At 39.9% G+C, this 18,564-nt stretch carries 20 protein-coding genes and 1 pseudogene; 19 read left to right on the top strand and 2 right to left on the bottom strand.

Annotated elements, in window-relative coordinates; all coding sequences use genetic code 11:
* The first annotated feature begins 116 nt into the window (after positions 1–116).
* The 3 genes from RMY27_RS01510 (at position 117) to RMY27_RS01500 (ending at position 3,707) form a co-directional block, all read left to right on the top strand.
* Complete coding sequence (locus tag RMY27_RS01510) at positions 117–1,622, top strand: NADH-quinone oxidoreductase subunit M (RefSeq protein ID WP_322659840.1); 1,506 nt, start codon at positions 117–119, stop codon at positions 1,620–1,622.
* Between the two features lie 127 nt (positions 1,623–1,749).
* The gene (locus RMY27_RS01505; RefSeq protein WP_322659838.1) at positions 1,750–2,880 is read left to right on the top strand and encodes a CO2 hydration protein; all 1,131 of its coding nucleotides are present in this window, start codon (positions 1,750–1,752) and stop codon (positions 2,878–2,880) included.
* Complete coding sequence (locus tag RMY27_RS01500) at positions 2,877–3,707, top strand: class I SAM-dependent methyltransferase (RefSeq protein WP_322659837.1); 831 nt, start codon at positions 2,877–2,879, stop codon at positions 3,705–3,707. Before RMY27_RS01505 ends, RMY27_RS01500 begins: the two co-directional genes overlap by 4 nt.
* A 40-nt stretch (positions 3,708–3,747) precedes the next feature.
* Here the strand turns inward: RMY27_RS01500 and RMY27_RS01495 are convergent, their stop codons facing one another.
* On the bottom strand, positions 3,748–4,215 hold the full coding sequence (locus tag RMY27_RS01495) for a GNAT family N-acetyltransferase (protein ID WP_322659834.1): 468 nt from the start codon (positions 4,213–4,215) through the stop codon (positions 3,748–3,750).
* Between the two features lie 271 nt (positions 4,216–4,486).
* Between RMY27_RS01495 and RMY27_RS01490 the strand changes: the two genes are divergently transcribed.
* The 7 genes from RMY27_RS01490 to RMY27_RS01460 all read left to right on the top strand — a co-directional run bounded on the left by RMY27_RS01490 (position 4,487) and on the right by RMY27_RS01460 (position 10,485).
* Positions 4,487–4,993: a hypothetical protein gene (locus RMY27_RS01490; RefSeq protein ID WP_322659833.1), complete on the top strand. Its 507-nt coding sequence runs from the start codon at positions 4,487–4,489 to the stop codon at positions 4,991–4,993.
* Between the two features lie 227 nt (positions 4,994–5,220).
* Positions 5,221–5,544 (top strand): DUF6464 family protein, encoded by a 324-nt coding sequence (locus RMY27_RS01485; RefSeq protein ID WP_094351658.1) that lies wholly within the window; start codon positions 5,221–5,223, stop codon positions 5,542–5,544.
* A 268-nt stretch (positions 5,545–5,812) separates the two neighbouring features.
* Positions 5,813–7,075 (top strand): ABC transporter substrate-binding protein, encoded by a 1,263-nt coding sequence (locus tag RMY27_RS01480; RefSeq protein WP_322659831.1) that lies wholly within the window; start codon positions 5,813–5,815, stop codon positions 7,073–7,075.
* Between the two features lie 7 nt (positions 7,076–7,082).
* Entirely contained in the window at positions 7,083–8,033 is a 951-nt protein-coding gene (locus RMY27_RS01475) for a branched-chain amino acid ABC transporter permease (RefSeq protein WP_322659829.1), read from the top strand.
* A 14-nt stretch (positions 8,034–8,047) separates the two neighbouring features.
* Positions 8,048–8,650: a Uma2 family endonuclease gene (locus RMY27_RS01470; RefSeq protein WP_322659827.1), complete on the top strand. Its 603-nt coding sequence runs from the start codon at positions 8,048–8,050 to the stop codon at positions 8,648–8,650.
* A 53-nt stretch (positions 8,651–8,703) separates the two neighbouring features.
* Entirely contained in the window at positions 8,704–9,642 is a 939-nt protein-coding gene (locus RMY27_RS01465) for a branched-chain amino acid ABC transporter permease (RefSeq protein WP_322659825.1), read from the top strand.
* 51 nt (positions 9,643–9,693) lie between these two features.
* A complete protein-coding gene (locus RMY27_RS01460) occupies positions 9,694–10,485 on the top strand; it encodes an ABC transporter ATP-binding protein (RefSeq protein ID WP_322659823.1) in 792 nt (263 codons plus the stop codon).
* 2 nt (positions 10,486–10,487) lie between these two features.
* Here RMY27_RS01460 and RMY27_RS01455 read toward each other — a convergent pair whose 3' ends face one another.
* Positions 10,488–11,339 carry a DUF4351 domain-containing protein gene (locus tag RMY27_RS01455; protein WP_322659821.1) on the bottom strand — a complete coding sequence of 284 codons (852 nt, stop codon included), beginning with the start codon at positions 11,337–11,339 and terminating at the stop codon, positions 10,488–10,490.
* A gap of 160 nt (positions 11,340–11,499) precedes the next feature.
* On the opposite strand from RMY27_RS01455, the gene RMY27_RS01450 reads away from it, so the two are divergent.
* The 9 genes and pseudogenes from RMY27_RS01450 (at position 11,500) to RMY27_RS01415 (ending at position 18,298) form a co-directional block, all read left to right on the top strand.
* A complete protein-coding gene (locus RMY27_RS01450; protein WP_322659819.1) occupies positions 11,500–12,231 on the top strand; it encodes an ABC transporter ATP-binding protein in 732 nt (243 codons plus the stop codon).
* Positions 12,232–12,264: 33 nt separating this feature from the next.
* On the top strand, positions 12,265–12,828 hold the full coding sequence (locus tag RMY27_RS01445; RefSeq protein ID WP_322659817.1) for a Uma2 family endonuclease: 564 nt from the start codon (positions 12,265–12,267) through the stop codon (positions 12,826–12,828).
* Between the two features lie 71 nt (positions 12,829–12,899).
* Positions 12,900–14,039: an endonuclease NucS domain-containing protein gene (locus tag RMY27_RS01440; RefSeq protein WP_322659815.1), complete on the top strand. Its 1,140-nt coding sequence runs from the start codon at positions 12,900–12,902 to the stop codon at positions 14,037–14,039.
* Between the two features lie 155 nt (positions 14,040–14,194).
* Complete coding sequence (locus tag RMY27_RS01435; protein ID WP_322659813.1) at positions 14,195–14,842, top strand: histidine phosphatase family protein; 648 nt, start codon at positions 14,195–14,197, stop codon at positions 14,840–14,842.
* Between the two features lie 85 nt (positions 14,843–14,927).
* The gene (locus tag RMY27_RS01430; RefSeq protein WP_322659811.1) at positions 14,928–15,953 is read left to right on the top strand and encodes a glucokinase; all 1,026 of its coding nucleotides are present in this window, start codon (positions 14,928–14,930) and stop codon (positions 15,951–15,953) included.
* A 45-nt stretch (positions 15,954–15,998) separates the two neighbouring features.
* Positions 15,999–16,601 (top strand): hypothetical protein, encoded by a 603-nt coding sequence (locus tag RMY27_RS01425; protein ID WP_322659809.1) that lies wholly within the window; start codon positions 15,999–16,001, stop codon positions 16,599–16,601.
* A gap of 507 nt (positions 16,602–17,108) precedes the next feature.
* Positions 17,109–17,342: a hypothetical protein gene (locus RMY27_RS01420; protein ID WP_322659807.1), complete on the top strand. Its 234-nt coding sequence runs from the start codon at positions 17,109–17,111 to the stop codon at positions 17,340–17,342.
* Positions 17,300–17,563: pseudogene (locus tag RMY27_RS35425) on the top strand (NACHT C-terminal helical domain 2-containing protein). The gene RMY27_RS01420 and the pseudogene RMY27_RS35425 overlap by 43 nt, the downstream one beginning before the upstream one ends.
* A 279-nt stretch (positions 17,564–17,842) precedes the next feature.
* A complete protein-coding gene (locus RMY27_RS01415; RefSeq protein ID WP_322659805.1) occupies positions 17,843–18,298 on the top strand; it encodes a response regulator in 456 nt (151 codons plus the stop codon).
* Positions 18,299–18,564: the final 266 nt, after the last annotated feature.

Raw genomic sequence — 18,564 nt, 5'->3', positions numbered from 1 at the left:
AGTGCTGAGTGCTGAGTTAAGGAGTTAAGGAGTTAAAAATTTATTATTTTCTCCCTGCTCCCCTGGTCACTGAGCGTAGCCGAAGTGCTGCCCCCTGCTTTCCTTACCTAAAGTCTATGCTTAGTGTTTTAATTCTAGTGCCGTTAATCGGCGCAGCTTTAATTGGTTTCTCTCCCTCTGGCATCAGTGGGAAATTTGCCCGTGGGGTGGCTTTGGTTTTTGCCATTATCGCTTTCTTATGGACAATCGTACTAGCAATTCAGTTTCATCCAGGGGAAATCACTCAACAGTTTGCCGAGTCTCTCCCTTGGGTAGATGCTTTAGGCTTGAACTATAACCTTGGGATAGATGGTTTATCTTTGCCGTTACTGGTTTTAAATGGATTGTTAACTGCCATTGCCATCTACAGCAGCGATGAATCGCTACAGCGTCCTAAATTTTATTACTCTTTGGTACTATTATTAAGCGCTGGGGTGACAGGAGCCTTTCTAGCACAGGATTTACTCTTATTTTTCCTGTTTTACGAATTGGAACTAATTCCGCTGTATTTGTTGATAGCCATTTGGGGTGGCGCCAAACGCGGTTATGCTGCGACTAAATTTCTCATTTATACAGCCGTTTCGGGAATCCTGCTTTTAGCAAGTTTCCTCGGTATGGTTTGGCTGAGTGGTTCCTCTAGCTTTGCACTAGCAACCTTGAACGCGACAACTTTACCTCTAGGAACACAGCTTTTATTGCTAGCAGGAATTTTGATCGGCTTTGGAATTAAAATTCCCTTGGTTCCCTTCCACACTTGGTTGCCAGATGCTCACGTTGAAGCTTCCACACCGATTTCCGTGCTATTGGCTGGGGTGCTGTTGAAGTTGGGAACTTACGGTTTACTGCGATTTGGCATGAACTTGTTACCAGAAGCTTGGGCTTATCTAGCCCCTTGGTTGGCGATTTGGGCAGTAGTGAGTGTACTGTATGGTTCATCCTGTGCGATCGCCCAAACCGATATGAAAAAAATGGTAGCATACAGCTCCATTGGGCACATGGGTTACGTGCTTTTAGCGGCTGCGGCGGCCACACCTTTAAGTGTATTGGGTGCTGTGATGCAAATGATTAGCCACGGCTTGATTTCCGCCATGCTGTTTTTGCTGGTAGGAGTTGTGTATAAAAAAGCCGGAAGCCGTGATTTAGCAATTATTCAAGGATTACTGAACCCGGAACGGGGTATGCCAGTAATCGGTAGCTTGATGATTGTCGGAGTCATGGCCAGCACTGGTATACCAGGAATGCTAGGGTTTATTTCTGAATTCGTAGTTTATCGGGGAAGTTTTCCAGTTTTTCCAGTGCAAACCCTGTTATGTATGCTTGGTACTGGTTTAACAGCAGTTTACTTCTTAATTCTCGTCAACCGCGCCTTTTTTGGACGCCTATCTGCACCAGTTACCAACTTACCACGTGTGTATTGGAGCGATCGCATCCCAGCCGCAATTTTAGCTGTGCTGATTGTGATTTTCGGCATTCAACCTGGTTGGTTAGTACGTTGGACTGAACCAACAATTACAGCAATGGTAAATACCCAAAACGTAGTATTAGCAGTGTCCTTGGATAAAGCAATGGGGAATGGGGAGTAGGGAATGGGGAATGGAGAATGGGGAATCGGGAATAGGGAAGAGTTTTCCTAATGCCCAATACCCAATACCCAATACCCAATGCCCAATACCCAATGCCCCAATCCCTAAACTTTTTGGAGAGATGGCAATGGTAACTATTAAAAAAAAAGCTCCTCACAATCCCTTAGCTGAGTATATTGAACGCCTACAAAAAGGAGATGCATTAGTCCCCGATAGTCCAGAGAATGTCCTGGAAGTTGTTGGTATTCTTAAAAGCTATGGAGTAGTTTTAGATGCTTACTCAATAAATCTTAACTATATTGCCGAGCATCAGTTTTTAGTATTTTTCCCATTTTTTAAATACTTTAATGGAGAGGTTTCTTTTCAGAAATTACTTCGTCACTGGTGGCATGACCGAATTAATTTTGAATATGCCGAATATTGCATGAAAGGCATGATGTGGCATGGTGGCGGCGGATTAGATACGTATTTAGATACACAAGAATTTCAAGAAAGAGCGCAAGCCGTTATTAACGCAAAATTTAAAAATAATCCCTTGATTCTGGGTATTAACCAACTGTTTCCAGATTTTTTAACAGAACAGTTACGTGTCTCTGCTTACTACACCGGTTTAGGTCAATTCTGGCGAGTCATGGCTGATATGTTCCTCAACTTATCAGACCGCTACGACCGAGGCGAAATCAAATCGATTCCCCAAGTTGTAGACCACATTAAATCAGGGTTAGTAGCAAATGCATCAAACCCAATTACTTATGCTGTCAAAGTTCGAGGTAAGGTCTATGAAATCATTCCTAAAAGCGTTGGTTTGACTTTCTTAGCAGATACAGCAATACCTTATGTAGAGGCAGTATTTTTCCGGGGAACTCCTTTCCACGGTACTGTTTCATACAACGCCCAAGCTTATCAAATCTCTCCCGATCAAAGTCGATTTCAATATGGTGCATTGTATGCCGATCCTTTACCCATTGGTGGCGCAGGTATTCCTCCTACCTTGTTGATGCAAGATATGCGTCATTATCTTCCAGAATATTTGCACGAAATTTATCGTCGCAGTCTTCGGGGTGAAGATGATTTGCGAGTTCAAATTTGTATGAGTTTCCAAAAATCGATGTTTTGCGTGACGACAGCAACGATTTTGGGACTGATGCCTCATCCTTTAGATACTAAAGATCCAAATGAGCAAAAAGGCAATCTAGTTTATTTAGAGAAGTGGATGAGTCGGTTCCAAACTTCACGGTTATTAGATGTGAATAAATGACAGATGATTTCACCATTACTCACGAGGCATTCAAGCAATTTGAGCGCGACAAATTTTCTCTTGTAGCTCAAGAATACGATCGCGCGATCGCTGTTGTGACATCTCAGGTAGATGAAGCCATATTGGATGCTGTGGGAGCTAAGTCTGGTATTCGATTGCTAGACGTAGCTTGCGGCACTGGCTGGCTTAGTGCCGCAGCACTAAAGCGGCAAGCTATAGTCACAGGATTAGACTTTGCAGAGAATATGGTGGCCATTGCCAAAGTGCGATGTCCTCAAGGGTCATTCTATCAAGGGGACGCTGAAAACCTAACTTTCGAGTCGGGCCAGTTTGAGGCGGTGGTTTGTAGCTTGGGTATTCTTCATTTCCCAAACCCAGAAAAAGCGATCGCTGAATCCTTTCGCGTACTCAAACAGGGAGGGCGCTATGCTTTCACCTGCTGGACACCGCCAACGCGTAATCCGTTTATGGCTCTGATACTGGGTTCGGTGCAGACTTATGGCAGTATGGATGTGGATCTACCTTCTGGGCCACCCCTATTCCGCTTTGGCGACCCCACTGAATGCGAAATGGTTTTAAGCGCTCAGGGATTCACTCAGGTGTCTGTCAGGGAACTGCCCATCAATTGGACTTTCTCTACACCTGAAGATGTGATGCCAAAGATTGTTGTAAGTTCGGCGCGTCTGGGGTCGATGTTGGCAATCCAAAGCGATGAGCAACGGCGTAATATTGAAAACGCAATTATCAAGGGAGCCTCAAAGTATGTCACAGAAAATGGTGTGGAAATCCCTGCTTCTGTGATGCTGGCTGTAGGTTACAAAGCATAAACTAGAACAACTTTTTTGAAATTGCTTCAATCTGATGAATTTAGAAATTTTTGAAGTGTTTTTCCATGACAAAATTTATCAGCTTTTGCCCTCTACGCTCTACTTCTTGCTTTTTGATAACAATAAATCCCTGACTCTCAAAAAAAGGTTTAGCTGTAATACTGGCTTCTGTAAATAACTTTTCCACTCCTAAAGAGTGTGCTTTTAATTCAATCTGTTCTAAGATTTTCTTACCAACACCTTTCCTTTGAAAATCTTTATGACAATAAAAACGGTCGATATGACCATTAGCCTCTAATTCTCCAAAACCAATAATTTTGTCTTCTTCTGCTACATAAGTAAACTTACTTCCTAAACTTCTAATCCAAACTTCAATATCCATATTTGCTGGTGCCCAAGCATCTACTTGTTCTTGTGTGTAATCGTGAATATTCACTTCATGAATAGTGTCGTAGAACAATTTCATAATTTCTTTGGTATCAGCTATTTCGTATATTCTTATTCTCATAAAGTGATTAACAAGCGATAACTCTAATTAACAATATTATCAGTGTTGATGAGTCTAAGTGTTTTCACAGTGGAGCATATTTGATGGTGCTATTCTCGCTTCATCAAAATAGACTTCTTGCATGAATCAATGAGCTTTCACCCTAAATCCCTCTCCTAAGCTGGGGAGAGGGACTTTGAAATTCGCTGATGTTCAAAGAAAAACTTTTAGTACAAAAGTACTATTTGCTGCTAAAATGCCTTACAAGTCAGCTAGCCTTGGTTGAGGTAGTATGCAAAAAATCCAAAACATTGACAAAAAGCCCATTTTGCGGAAAGTTTCGTTGTTGCAGCCTAAATCTGTAACTACTGCAATAGTGCCACTCCGACCCCAAGAGGAAAAAATCATCAGTGAAGGGGAGCGTTTGATTGCACAAGTCGAACGTATCAATCGGATGGCAGGAGAGTTAGAAGCAGCGATATTCGAGTTGAAAGCGATCGCTAACACCCTAAATACTCAAAAAAGTTACCCAATTCTAAATCAGGAGCCATACAAAAATATTTGTCAGTATTTTACAGTTACCGTCCCTTGGGTGAAACGAAAGCCTGACAACTCATTTATTCTGACGACGCGAAAAGTTGATTTATTCCGAGCCGAAAGGGAAGCCACACAGTTAGCACAGCAACTTCGTCAGCAAACCAAAAAAAGAATAGCATCGCAGCCACAGACAAAAAACAAGAATGGGGCTGAGGCTGACACAAAATGCTTGTTCAAAAAGGTATTAGTCAACAAATCTTAAAATTATCAACATTCAACGGCATCTCACCCTTGGGTTGTAACAGTTATGCTGATTGAAGTGGCAGAAGCAACTTATTTATTAAAATTGTTAGATACCACACTGCCATTATTTCTTTGCAACCATAGTTGGTGACAAAGAAACAAAGCCGCCCTAATATTTGCACTTCCGTAAAACCAGAGTGTAACATCAGGGACAATCAATCAGCGCACAGAAGAGGTAAAAAGAAGGTGCTAAAGACACTTTTAGTGATTGCCGTTGGTTTTTTACCGTCCTTGTTTTCTCTGTGGATGATCCGCAAAACCCAGCGATCGCGCTTACGGATGAGGCAAGCAGCCATGAATTTTCCAGTGGTACAGGGACGGCACAACGTCAGACCTGTGGAAGGCGATCGCTATTATTTAGAAGGCGTGGGTTATTTAATTGGCGATATCAGCTGCAAGTTTAATGCTCGGTCTGGCTACATCCGCTGTGCGATCAATCCTGAAGGCCCATGTAACGGTTGCCGTCACTACGAACCGAGAGAATTAACTGGTAATGAAAAAAGCACTTAACATTCCTTACTCAATACTCAACCGACCTAAAATTACGTGGATAGTTTTCTAGCGACTTCATAGCACTAGAACCAGGGAATGATAAAATCATTACTAATTATAATAATTTGTATTTACAAGTACTTTGAATATTTCTCTTTGCATGGTGAAATAAGAATGATTTAATAGAATTCGTGCAAAAGTGTAAATCTGCATCATTTTGTTTGCAGATTATGAACTTTGCTATTAACTCTTGCCGAATATCTCATAACTAGATGGTTATCCAACGATGAACAACGCGATCGCTCGGACAACAGCATTATTATCAACTTGCGCTTTGCTACTAACAGGTTGTGGTGGTGGCACTACCACAGTGACAAATTCTCCCACTAATACTCCAAATAGTACCCCAAATAACACTGCAACCAATACCCCAGCGACAACGGGTACATCATCAGGTGGTATTCCCATCGGTATTGGTGTTGCCCAAACTAGCAATGTGGCATTACTGGGTCAAGAACAAGTCGCTGGAGCCAAACTTGCCCAAAAGTATTTCAATAGTAAAAATGGTGTTAATGGCACACCAATTAAATTAGTTTTTCAAGATACTAGCGGTGATGAAGCAGGAGCAATTAACGCTTTTCAAACTCTAATTAATAGAGATAAAGTTGTTGGAATTGTCGGGCCAACTTTGTCACAGCAAGCCTTTAGTGCCGATCCCATTGGCGAACGAGCAAAAGTACCAATTATTGGGCCATCAAATACTGCTAAAAATATTCCCGAAATTGGTGATTACGTTGCTCGTGTTTCTGCACCAGTTTCCGTCGTTGCGCCTAATTCGGTGAAAGCGGCACTTAAGCAAAACCCACAACTGAAAAAAGTTGCAGTTTTCTATGCCCAAAATGATGCATTTAGCAAGTCAGAAACGGAAATATTTCAGCAAACAGTTCAGGATCAAGGGCTAGAATTGGTAACAGTCCAAAAATTCCAAACTAGTGATACAGATTTTCAAAGCCAAGCGACCAATGCAATTAATCTCAAACCAGATTTGGTGATTATTTCTGGCTTGGCTGCTGATGGTGGTAATTTAGTTAGGCAATTACGGGAACTGGGTTATAAAGGCTTAATTGTCGGTGGAAATGGTCTAAATACATCGAATTTATTGCCAGTTTGTAAAGCACTTTGTGATGGGGTATTGATAGCTCAAGCCTACAGTCCAGAACATCCAGGTGAAATTAACGCGGCATTTCGTAAAGCCTATATTGAAGAATATAAAAAAGAACCACCCCAATTTAGCGCTCAAGCTTTTGCAGCAGTGCAGGTTTATGTTGAAGCACTCCAATCTTTAGATAAAAAGAGCAAAATCAACAAACTACAGCTACCAGAATTACGGACGCAGCTAAACAAACAAATACTTGAAGGAACATACAATACACCATTAGGTGAAATTGGTTTTACTCCCACAGGTGAAGTTGTGCAAAAAGATTTCTATGTTGCCCAAATCAAGATGGAAAAAGATGGAAGTCAAGGTAAATTCACATTTCTAAAATAGTTGCTACATGAATATCAATATCTTTTTGCAGCAATTATTAAATGGGTTATCCATTGGCAGTGTTTATGCAATTTTTGCCTTGGGATATACCTTGGTTTATTCTATTTTGGGCATTATTAATTTAGCTCATGGCGCGATTTTTACCTTGGGTGCATATTTCACTTATGCACTTATGGGTGGGAACTTTGGATTTAATGGCTTGCTGGCTAATGCAGCCTTGCCGATAAAATTACCATTTGCTATATCCTTAATTTTAGGAAGCACCTTAGCGGGATTGGTAGGGGTAGTGATGGAACGCGTTGCTTTTCAACCTTTGCGCCGTCAAGGTTCCGATCCTTTGCTAACTGTTGTTTCCAGCTTGGGAGTAGCAGTGGTAATTGTGAATTTAATCCAGTATTTAATAGGCGCGGAAAGTTACACATATCCCGCAAATACTTACGGTAATTTGCCACCTGCAATTAACTTTGGTAGTCCAGAAAACCCAATTCCGATTCGCAGTGTTCAAGTGGTAATTTTTACTGTATCAGTAGTGATTGTGGCAATTCTTACCTATTTTATCAATCGGACTAAATATGGTAAGGCAATGCAAGCGATCGCAGAAGATCCAACCACAGCTAGTTTGTTAGGAATTAATAGCGATCGCTTTATCATCCTAACATTCTTCATCAGCAGTTTTTTAGCAGGATTAGCAGGAACTTTAGTTGCCTCTAGTGTTAGTATTGCAGGGCCATATTTCGGCATTGCTTTTGGTTTGCGGGGTTTAGCAGTAATTGTCTTAGGTGGTTTAGGTAGTATTCCTGGTGCAGTTTTGGGAGGTTTATTAATTGGATTAGTAGAGGCGTTTGTTCCTGCTGATTATTCTGGATATAAAGACGCAGTAGCTTTTGCAATTTTGTTTATCATGCTATTAGTTAGACCCCAAGGTTTGTTAGGGCGGCGGTTTATTCAGAAAGTTTAAAGAGACGTAGTGTCATGAAAACATACATCGAACAAAAATTAACTTTTGACCAATTTTTAGAACAGTGTCCAGAAGAAGGTTTATATGAACTTGTAGATGGAGAAATTGTAGAAGTGCGTGCAACCAGAAATCATGATGATGTCGCTGACTTTACGGCTGACTCTTTCAAAGATGAAATTAAACGTTTAAATCTTAATTACGTAGTAAAAAATACAGCAGTCTTTAAAACTATAACTGCCAATGGCATAGAGCAAGGGCGCAAGCCTGATGTAAGTGTCATAGATAAAGATAAATGGCGCTCAAATCGCTCTGCTTATGCTGCACTTGAAGAACCCATTCAATTAGCTGTGGAGGTGACATCAACTAATTGGGAAGATGACTACATTGATAAATTAGATGAATATCAACGCTTAGGTATTACAGAATATTGGATTGTAGATTATTTGGCAATTGGGCTAAGAGAGTATTTGGGAAATCCAAAAGTTCCGGCTGTGTTTGTTTTTCTATTAGATGCTGAGGGTAAATACCAATGCACACATTTTAGAGATTCAGAACGAATAGTGTCACGAACTTTTCCTGAACTGACGCTGACAGCAGAGCAAATATTAACAGCTTAATAGTTAATAAAAGCGATAGTTTGATTAAAATTAATCAAAATATATTCAATAAAATGGCTGATTTTTTCGCTACTTACGCTTCTTTAATTGTCTCTATGGTATTGGGGGCGTTAATAGGGTTATCACTTTACTTACCGCTAATGACAGGACAATTGTCTTTAGCTAGTCCAGGATTTTATGCTTTAGGTGGATATATTGCAGCAATTTTATCCACAAAAATTTTTACATCTGACAGTAGTTTATTCCCAATTCCATTCTTGTTATTGGAGATGTTAATTGCGGGTGTAATTTCTGGTTTGTTGGGTATATTAGTGGGAATTCCAGCATTACGGTTGCGAGGAATTTATTTAGCGATCGCAACTATCGCTTTTGTGGAAGTTCTGCGCGTCATCTCTCTCAATTTAGATATTACAGGCGGTGCTGTTGGAATTTTTGGTATTCCTCAACCTTTCCAAACACAACTTGAATATTTATGGATTGCTTTGCCATTACTATTAATTAGTATGGTGCTACTTTATCGTTTAGAACGTATCCGCGTCGGCAGGGCTTTTATCGCTATCCGCGAAGATGAATTGGCTGCGGGTGCAATGGGAATCGATCCGACTTATTACAAAGTTTTAGCGTTTACGTTAGGCGCTATGCTTGCAGGGATTGTAGGTGCAATTAGCGCTCACTTCCTCAATACCTGGAATGCTCGTCAAGGTACTTTTGATGCCAGCATTATATATTTAACTTTTGTTTTAATTGGTGGTTCAAGAACTTTTTTAGGCCCAGTAATTGGAGGTATGGTATTTACAGCCTTACCAGAGATTCTGCGAAGCCTAGCTGATACTGGTGGTTTACCTAATTGGTTAGCACAGTTTTTGCGAGATGGTAGATTAATTATTTTTGGCTTTTTAATAGTAATAGGTACAATCTTTTTCCCACAAGGGCTAATTACTCCAGATGTTTTTCAAATAAAAAAACGAACCGCAAGGGGTGCAAAAGAATAAGATTTTTAGAGAGTGATTGCGTAAGTTTTATATTTATAATAGTATGCAAAAATGTCACATAGCATTTCAGTAAATAATAACAGTATAGTCTTAGAAGCAAGAGCATTAACTCGCCGCTTTGGTGGTTTAGTGGCGGTAAATAATGTATCTTTTAGTGTAAATAAACATGAGATTTTTGGACTCATTGGCCCTAATGGCGCTGGCAAAACAACACTGTTTAATTTGATTACTGCCTTTATTCCACCTTCTGGCGGCCAATTAATTTATCAAGGTGCAGAAGTTTCTCAACTGCGTCCCCATCAAATTGCGGCTTTAGGTATCGCCCGTACCTTCCAAAATATCCGGTTGTTTGGGGAATTATCGGCATTAGAAAATGTGATAATCGCCCGACACTTACACACTAAAAGTAATATGATTACAGGAGTTTTGGGATTACCACCAGCGCCTCGCGAAGAATTAAAAACAAAACAAAAAGCTTTAGATTTATTAGATTTGGTGGGATTAAGCGATCGCGCTGACGAAAAAGCCAAAAACTTTGCTTACGGCGATCAGCGGCGACTAGAAATTGCCCGTGCTTTAGCATTACAACCGCAAATTTTACTTCTCGACGAACCGGCGGCGGGGATGAACCCTAACGAAAAGCAGCAATTGAGTGAATTTATCCGTAGCCTGCGCGATCGCTTCAATTTGACGATCGTCCTTATTGAACACCATGTACCATTAGTTATGGGTTTGTGCGATCGCATTGCGGTATTAGATTTTGGTCAATTAATTGCTTTGGGTGAACCATCTGTAGTCAGAAATAACCCGGCTGTAATTGAAGCTTATTTAGGAAATGAATGAATTTATCTAGACAAAATTACTACAAATTCGTCTAAAGAACTCACAGCGATCGCGCTATCCATTAAGCTTTCCAATTTTTCCACACTTTCGCCCTCAAGCCTTGCTTCCACTTCATGAGGAATTTCGCCAAAGCGTCGTCGTAATACTCGTACTAACTGCCGTTGTACACCCTGCTGAAGACCTAGCTGAATACCTCTTTGCTCAATTTCCTGATACCAAGGCGATTCTCGCAATACTGCCATATCCCACCTCATGATTTGTTGCACTAAAGGCGTGTCTAAAACAAAGCTAGCAAAAAATGCCAGCAATGATTCTAACTCGTTCAACTGTTCATCGGCTCGTAGCGCCTGTAATGCGCGTTGCACAACTGATACCTCTCCCCCTCCTCGCAGGATTGGCACAAAGGGTAACAACGATGGTAGTGATTGCTCAAATACTATTTCAGCATCGATTTCCCACAGATTAATTACGCGATAATCTTGGATAGCACGTAATCCCAAAAATTCCTGCTCGTAACTATTGACAATAGTTAAGGTGGATGGAGGCGGTAAAATGTTGATCAGTACTGGGTAAGTTGGCAATCGGTAGCGTTCTTGGGCCAAGGCAGCATAGGCTCTCATCCGTAGAGGCATCTGTGCCGTGTAACGCAACTGTAGTTCATTTAATACTAGAAAATCTCCGTGAGTAGCACTGTATGCTTTCACCAACACATCTGTTTCCCGGCTAATCCAATGAAACTCAGAGCCGAGAATTTCTTTCGCCACGACTTCAGGACGCTGTGTCACCCATTTTACCCATGCATCGGGAGCTAAATTAATTAGTCGCTTGCTACCAATATCTGCTACTTTTGCCACTGGACGCTTGATATATTTATCAGTAATTAATGGTACATCATAAAGATTGCGGTATTATGGCGTTGGTTTGAAGTTGAAGCAACGTCTATGCACTGTTTTAAGAAATGTATGATTGATGTATCTTAGATTTTGAATCAACATTTCTAGATGTAAACCGCCCATGAAAGCCGATAGTAAGCCAAGCTATACAATTTTAGAAGTTCAAGAACTTGATGTTAATTATGGCGGCATCCAAGCTTTAAAAAAGATTAATTTAATTATTCAAAAAGGTGAGGTAGTTACTCTAATTGGTGCTAATGGTGCTGGAAAAACGACTACACTCCGTGCCATATCTAAAGTAGTTAATCCTAATAGTGGTGTAATTATCTATAATGGACATAATATTACCCGCCGCCAAACTCACGAAGTTGTACAACTTGGTATCGCCCATTGCCCTGAAGGACGCAGAGTATTAGCCAGGCAAACTGTATTTGATAATTTACTTTTGGGTGCTTATATTCGCTCCAATCAAGCCGAGATAAAAGCAGATATTCAGCGCCAATTTGAGCTATTTCCCCGCTTGTCACAAAGACGCAATCAACTAGCAGGAACTCTCAGCGGTGGCGAACAACAAATGTTAGCGATCGCACGTGCTGTCATGAGTAAACCACAACTATTGCTTTTAGACGAGCCTAGCTTAGGTTTAGCACCTGCGATCGTCCGAGAAATCTTCTCAATTATTGAAAATCTCCGGGCTACAGGGGTGACTATTCTATTAGTTGAACAAAACGCAAATCTGGCGCTGCAAATTGCCGATCGTGGTTATGTTCTAGAGGCTGGTTCTATAACTTTAACAGGTGCAGCATCAGAATTAATTAGTGATGAGCGAGTTAAAAAGGCTTATTTAGGGTAAATAATTAAATTAAAATTTGGGAGGTGCAATCAGATGGTAAAATCACCCACTAAACCCCTAACTTTAGAAGAGTTTTTGAGCCTACCAGAAACAAAGCCTAGCTCAGAATACATCAACGGTCAAATTATTCAAAAGCCAATGCCTCAAGGAAAACATAGTAAATTACAGGGTAAGTTAGTCACAGGTATAAATGAAGTAGGTGAAAATCGAAAAATTGCCCTTGCTTTCCCAGAATTGAGGTGTACTTTTGGCGGACGTTCAATTGTCCCTGATGTAGCTGTATTTGCTTGGGAACGGATTCCCTTAGATGAACATGGAGAGGTGGCAAATGTTTTTCATACCTATCCAGACTGGGCAATTGAGATTCTTTCGCCCGATCAAAGCCAGACTAAAGTAACTGGAAATATTTTGCACTGTTTAAAACATGGTAGTCGTTTAGGTTGGTTAATTGATCCAGGCGATCGCTCTGTTTTAGTCTATCCACCAAAGCAGCAACCAGAACTTTTACAAGAAGAACAAGAAATATTACCAGTTCCCGATTTAGTTAGCGATTTTAAATTAACTGTAGGGCAACTATTTGAATGGTTAAAATTATAAATAATTCTATATATTCATATCTAGTTTTGGGAATACTAAAGGTAGTAATTTACTAAACTTAGAGCCAGACAATGGATTTCGTAAATTTAATAAAAACGGGTAATAGTTGGAAATTTGCGACTGAAGCTGATTTAGAAGATTTTGTCTGGGCTAATTTAAAGGAACTTTTCGGATTAATTCCCCTAAAGCGACAATATTATGTTAATGGTCAAATTTGTGATATTTTAGCATTGAGAGAAAATAAACAGTTAGTGGTGTTGGAATTGAAAAATGCTGAAGATAGATATATTATTCAGCAGCTAACTCGATATTATGACGCTTTACAGGAAGTAAAACCTTTAGAAGACGAAATAGACTATCAACAACCTATTAACTTAATAGCAATTAAGCCTAATTTTCATAGAGATAATTTTATAGACAAAAAGTATCATCATTTATCTATTGATTTTTTTGAATTTGCAGTTTTATTAGATAAATCCAACTATTATTTACAGATAAAAAATTTAGATGATGAGAAAGTTTCAAAAATAAAAATTCCTCATCAGGACAGAGAGAAAAATGAAGATATACCTCCACCTTCTAGAGGGCTGATGAACCGTCTAGCTAAATGCTCTTCTGAACAACAAGAAGGAATATTGAAAATTCGTCAAAAGGTTCTAAGTTTTGATAAACGGATGGAAGAAATATCTTCTGCTGTTAGTTTTAAATATGGAAATGGTAATAGTAAAACAAGTAAATTCTGTGCTGAATTTTACTTTGATAGTAAAGGAATGCCAATTATATTTTTATGGTTAGGTTTAAAAAATAATAGTAGCGGTCGCATAAGTAGAGCAAGAATTTGGACAGATTGGCAAGGTAATGCTTTGTTAGAGGGGTATGTACCAAGTGGAATTGGTGAAAAGATAACTTCATATAAAAAGTTAATTTCCAACAGAATAGCAAAACTATATACAATTATCAATAGAGAGCCAAAAATGCTGTATACCACCGATTTTAAATATATTCGGCAATATTGTAAAGATCGTAATAGAGTCATGAGAAAGCTTAATAATAATGAGCCTATAATTTATGAAGAATGTAAGTTACTGGAAGTTGATATTGAAAGATATGCTGTTGGAATGAAAAGATATGTAGTATTTGATTTTGGTGACTATGAACCTCTAAATGGATTTGTTGATGTAGCTTTAGAAAAATGGCTAAAAAGGCTTTAATAAAAGCTACTTGACAGCACTTATAACTTTTCCTAATCATTAGTATTATTAAATAATATTACGATTTTTGTCCTATATTAATATTTGCAGCCCTCCTTGCAGATATCTATATATTTGTTTAGCGGGGAATTATATTCACCGGAATAATTAAACCCATGAGTCAAATAGTCTGGATAGCAAGACACGCTAACCGCCTCGATTTCGTAAACCCTGATTGGTTTCTTACTGCTGAACGACGCTACGATCCACCCTTGTCTGATGATGGTATGGTGCAGGCACAGCAGTTAGCTAAACGATTGAAAAAAGAAAATATTGGTCATATTTTCGCTTCTCCTTTCCTGCGAACTGTACAAACGGCAAACGCAGTTGCAGAAATGCTCGACTTGCCAATTAAACTCGAAACAGGTTTGAGTGAATGGCTAAATCCAGTTTGGATGACAGAAGAACCCGAAAGGCTCTCAACTCCAGCATTAGCAGAGTTATTCCCCAGAATTGACCGCAGCTACACCTCGCGCATCGCTGCCAAATATCCTGAAACTCACGAAAAAGTGCGAGAACGTTCTGGACAAACTGCTAGATGTTTAGCTACTGAGTTCTTCCCAGAGGATATCCTGCTAGTGGCACATGGTGCATCTGTGTTGGGTGGAGCAATGGGACTAGTGGGGGAAATTGCCAAAACAGAAGTTAAAGCTTCTTTATGTTCTTTGGTAAAAGTGGTACGCCAGGAACCAGAATGGTTATTGGAACTAACGGGAGACACTTCCCATTTAACCCACATAGAAGAAGTTATTCGATTTGCTTAAACCTCTGATAGAGATTTGCGTTCATGCCTTCTGCTACGTTGGGTATATCCTACAAAAAAAAGTAATTAATTCGCGAATAAATTCTATGACTTTATTACTAGCAGGAGACATTGGTGGGACGAAAACTATTCTGCAATTGGTTGAAAAATCAGATTCACCAGCTTTACATACTATTTATCAGGAAAGTTACCACAGTGCTGATTTTCCCGATTTAGTACCCATAGTACAGCAGTTTTTGCTCAAAGCTAATACACCAATACCAGAAAAGGCTTGTTTTGCGATCGCAGGCCCCATTGTCAAAAATACTGCCAAACTGACCAATTTAGCCTGGTTCCTAGATACCGAACGTTTAGAAGCAGAATTGGGTATCCCGCATATTTCTTTGATTAATGACTTCGCCGCCGTTGGCTATGGCATTTCAGGTTTACAAAAAGAAGACTTGCTGACGTTGCAAGTTGGCAAACCTCAACCCGAAACCCCCATTGGAATTATTGGTGCTGGTACTGGCTTAGGGCAAGGATTTTTAATTAAGCAGGGAAACCACTATCAAGTTTTTCCCTCAGAAGGTGGACACGCTGACTTTGCCCCTCGAAACGAGATCGAGTTTCAACTGTTAAGATACCTGCTGGGTAAACATGATATCCAGCGCGTTTCTGTAGAACGCGTGGTTTCTGGAATGGGAATTGTGGCAATTTACCAATTTCTGCGCGATCGCAAATTTGCCGCCGAATCACCAGATATTGCCCAAATCGTTAGAATTTGGGAACAAGAAGCTGGACAAGAAGAGAAAAGTGTCGATCCTGGTGCTGTCATTGGTACAGCTGCACTAGAAAAACGCGATCGCCTCAGTGAACAAACTTTGCAATTATTTGTAGAAGCTTATGGTGCAGAAGCCGGCAATCTCGCCCTGAAACTCCTACCTTACGGTGGCTTATACATCGCTGGTGGAATTGCGCCCAAAATCCTGCCCTTAATCCAAAATAACGGTTTCTTATTAAATTTCACCCAAAAAGGTAGAATGCGCCGCCTCCTCGAAGAGATCCCGGTGTATATTATCCTCAACTCACAAGTCGGCCTAATTGGTGCTGCTTTATGTGCTGCTAGGTTATAACAGCTGGCATCATCAGTGAGATCAGCATCTCAAAGGGCAAAAAATATGACAGTTAAAAGTCTGTTACCACTAATAGCCGCCACCATTGTCTGTGGTGGCTCTGTTCTTGTGGAAGCGCGTCAACCCAAATCTCCGGTAGCTGTTGTCAAACCAAAGGTTTCTCAACCCGTGCAGCCACAATGGAAGTTATATACTGCTCCAGATGGACGTTTTACAATTTTGATGCCGGGAAGCCCCAATAGAAATACCGAATCCCAAAAAACTTATATGGGGGAAATTAACCTAGAAATATTTGTCGCTCAACCACCAAAACAGCAAGTAGCATACATAGTTGCTTACAATGATTTTCCTTATAGTTACGGTCAAATGGCTGACCCTCAAGCTGTACTTAATAATGCGCGGGATATGGCTTTAAAGACTACGAAAAGCAATTTAATTAGTCAACGAAACATTCGTAGTTCCAATAATCATCCCGGCAAAGAAATTCAGTATATCAATTCTGGAGGGAAAATCACTATAAGTAGAATGTATGTTGCCGAAGGAAGACTATATCAAGTAATGGCAATAACTACAAAAAAACAGCAAAAGACACTAGCTAAAACCATTACTGGATATTTAAATTCTTTCAATGTAGTTTTGAAAAAGTGAGTTAACAATTCAACTTGAATTTACGATAAATAAAACTTTTACTATATTAGCTTTGTAATCAATTGCAGAGCTAATATAGGATTTCCGGCATTGCATATTTGCGGGATGATTTTGCTAGTTTTGTAGGATGGGTATCTTGCCCGTCCCTTGTATTTCAGGGCGCTCGTGTCGCCCACCCTACAAGAATCATCCCTTGATTCAGCAACAATGATGCAATAGTTCGAGCATTTTACCTGGGCTTGAGTCGGACTCCTCACTTCGCTCTAGCCAGCAACTTCGACCAAGGGATGTTTCTGGATGCCGCATTAGATGAGCTGCTGCTGGAGTGTGCAATTATAGTCGTAGTCACACAGATTAGGACAGTGTTGATTGCTCAAAGTCTTGAAAAAACTGGATTTTTACTCAGCACTCAGCACTTAGCTATAATTGACGGGAGCCAGGATTTCGCCCAATACGTTTCGGATAAGCATTTTTCACTTTCCTTGTGGTCTGGGGAAAGTGTAAAGAATGTATTCAAAACCTTTCCCCTTTCCCCTTTCCCCTTTAACCGAACCGTATTGGGATTTCGCCCATATCCACGCCTGTGGAGATGCTCTCTCGACTATTGTGGGCATTGTTCTGGATGTTGGACTTTATAAATCCTGCAACAACTCTCTGACCAATTTCCCAATTCTCGTCAAAGTCAAGAACAGTTTGATGTGTGGTGGCGGACGAACTATTCAACCTGGGCTGAACAGTTAAACAAGACAATCGTTAATTATCGCAATATTAATCACCAGTGATAATTTAGCCTTGAACAACAGCAAGTGTTACAACATTACTATGATGCTAATCAGTTACTACTCGATTGCTTACATAGCAATCGAGTAGTAACCCCTGTTATCAGGCAAGAAATTGAAGCCACCTTATTTTACCTTAGAAGGAACTTAAGGACAGGGAATGAGAATAGTTTTGTTGATTAATTCTTTACAGGTATTTTCAGTTAATTGAACCACAGATTCTTGGAGGGAACATACCGTACCCTTTTTTGAAAAGTTTTTCTACGTTTTGTGTCGTAGTTAATCAATTCATTTAGGAAATAAAACAATACCTGCTCATAATACAAGAATAGAACCTAGTAATTTTAACCATTAAATGGTTCTCTGCTACCTTTTATTTGACCTATCTGCTTGTCTCATCACCTTAAGACTACGGATTTTTCAGATCGCTTTGCCTTTCAAGTCTTAATCGCAGGTCTTATTATGAATTTAATCAATGACTTTTGCTTGGCAGTTGGGATACTCAAAGGTGTACAAGTACTCGTTGTAGACAACGATCGCGATAGTAGAGATTTGTATGCTTTTTTACTGGAAGACCTGAGCGCAAATGTGATTAGCGCTGGTTCTATAAAAGAAGCTTTAGAAATCCTGGGTTGGTTCACACCCAACATTATTGTCTGTGAAATTAGGTTTTTAGGTGAAAGTATTTATACATTGCTAAACACATTGGATGCTATGGAAGTAAACAATGGTAAGCATATCCCAATCATTGTGACTTCAACATCTATCACAGGTACTTGTGACCAAATTCCAGATGTAGAGTTTGAAGAATATTTACTTAAGCCATTCGACCTTGACGAATTTGTTTCTATGATTGTGAATCAAGTACAGGAAAATGTGGCGAAAAATTTTTGCACCGGGCTGCTAGTTGCAAACTAGTAAGTAAGTTTAAGTATCTGCGTTGTTTAACCGCCCTGAAATAAATTTCTAGACTGCATAGCTAAAACCCTAGTTCAGGGTACAACTGTAGGTTAGACACAGCCTACAATATAAGCACATGGGTTTGAGCGAATGATAAGCTGTGCTGGATGAATCCACCTCAGAACTCCGTTCATCCACCTTTGAACTGGATGAATCCACCTCAGATACTCGTTCATCCACCTTTGAACTGGATGAATCCACCTCAGAACTCCGTTCATCCACCT

It is taken from the genome of Nostoc sp. DedQUE09 (assembly GCF_034530915.1).
Lineage (GTDB): Bacteria > Cyanobacteriota > Cyanobacteriia > Cyanobacteriales > Nostocaceae > Nostoc.
This window is presented reverse-complemented; position numbering and strand designations above follow the sequence as displayed.

What these genes read in the sequence shown, in the direction of transcription:
- RMY27_RS01470 (WP_322659827.1), top strand. Translation starts at nt 8,048, where the DNA reads ATGAAAACATACATCGAACAAAAATTAACTTTTGACCAATTTTTAGAA.
- RMY27_RS01500 (WP_322659837.1), top strand. Translation starts at nt 2,877, where the DNA reads ATGACAGATGATTTCACCATTACTCACGAGGCATTCAAGCAATTTGAG.
- RMY27_RS01480 (WP_322659831.1), top strand. Translation starts at nt 5,813, where the DNA reads ATGAACAACGCGATCGCTCGGACAACAGCATTATTATCAACTTGCGCT.
- RMY27_RS01495 (WP_322659834.1), bottom strand. Translation starts at nt 4,215, where the DNA reads ATGAGAATAAGAATATACGAAATAGCTGATACCAAAGAAATTATGAAA.
- RMY27_RS01460 (WP_322659823.1), top strand. Translation starts at nt 9,694, where the DNA reads ATGTCACATAGCATTTCAGTAAATAATAACAGTATAGTCTTAGAAGCA.
- RMY27_RS01465 (WP_322659825.1), top strand. Translation starts at nt 8,704, where the DNA reads ATGGCTGATTTTTTCGCTACTTACGCTTCTTTAATTGTCTCTATGGTA.
- RMY27_RS01440 (WP_322659815.1), top strand. Translation starts at nt 12,900, where the DNA reads ATGGATTTCGTAAATTTAATAAAAACGGGTAATAGTTGGAAATTTGCG.
- RMY27_RS01490 (WP_322659833.1), top strand. Translation starts at nt 4,487, where the DNA reads ATGCAAAAAATCCAAAACATTGACAAAAAGCCCATTTTGCGGAAAGTT.
- RMY27_RS01475 (WP_322659829.1), top strand. Translation starts at nt 7,083, where the DNA reads ATGAATATCAATATCTTTTTGCAGCAATTATTAAATGGGTTATCCATT.
- RMY27_RS01415 (WP_322659805.1), top strand. Translation starts at nt 17,843, where the DNA reads ATGAATTTAATCAATGACTTTTGCTTGGCAGTTGGGATACTCAAAGGT.
- RMY27_RS01510 (WP_322659840.1), top strand. Translation starts at nt 117, where the DNA reads ATGCTTAGTGTTTTAATTCTAGTGCCGTTAATCGGCGCAGCTTTAATT.
- RMY27_RS01425 (WP_322659809.1), top strand. Translation starts at nt 15,999, where the DNA reads ATGACAGTTAAAAGTCTGTTACCACTAATAGCCGCCACCATTGTCTGT.
- RMY27_RS01450 (WP_322659819.1), top strand. Translation starts at nt 11,500, where the DNA reads ATGAAAGCCGATAGTAAGCCAAGCTATACAATTTTAGAAGTTCAAGAA.
- RMY27_RS01435 (WP_322659813.1), top strand. Translation starts at nt 14,195, where the DNA reads ATGAGTCAAATAGTCTGGATAGCAAGACACGCTAACCGCCTCGATTTC.
- RMY27_RS01420 (WP_322659807.1), top strand. Translation starts at nt 17,109, where the DNA reads ATGTATTCAAAACCTTTCCCCTTTCCCCTTTCCCCTTTAACCGAACCG.
- RMY27_RS01505 (WP_322659838.1), top strand. Translation starts at nt 1,750, where the DNA reads ATGGTAACTATTAAAAAAAAAGCTCCTCACAATCCCTTAGCTGAGTAT.
- RMY27_RS01430 (WP_322659811.1), top strand. Translation starts at nt 14,928, where the DNA reads ATGACTTTATTACTAGCAGGAGACATTGGTGGGACGAAAACTATTCTG.
- RMY27_RS01445 (WP_322659817.1), top strand. Translation starts at nt 12,265, where the DNA reads ATGGTAAAATCACCCACTAAACCCCTAACTTTAGAAGAGTTTTTGAGC.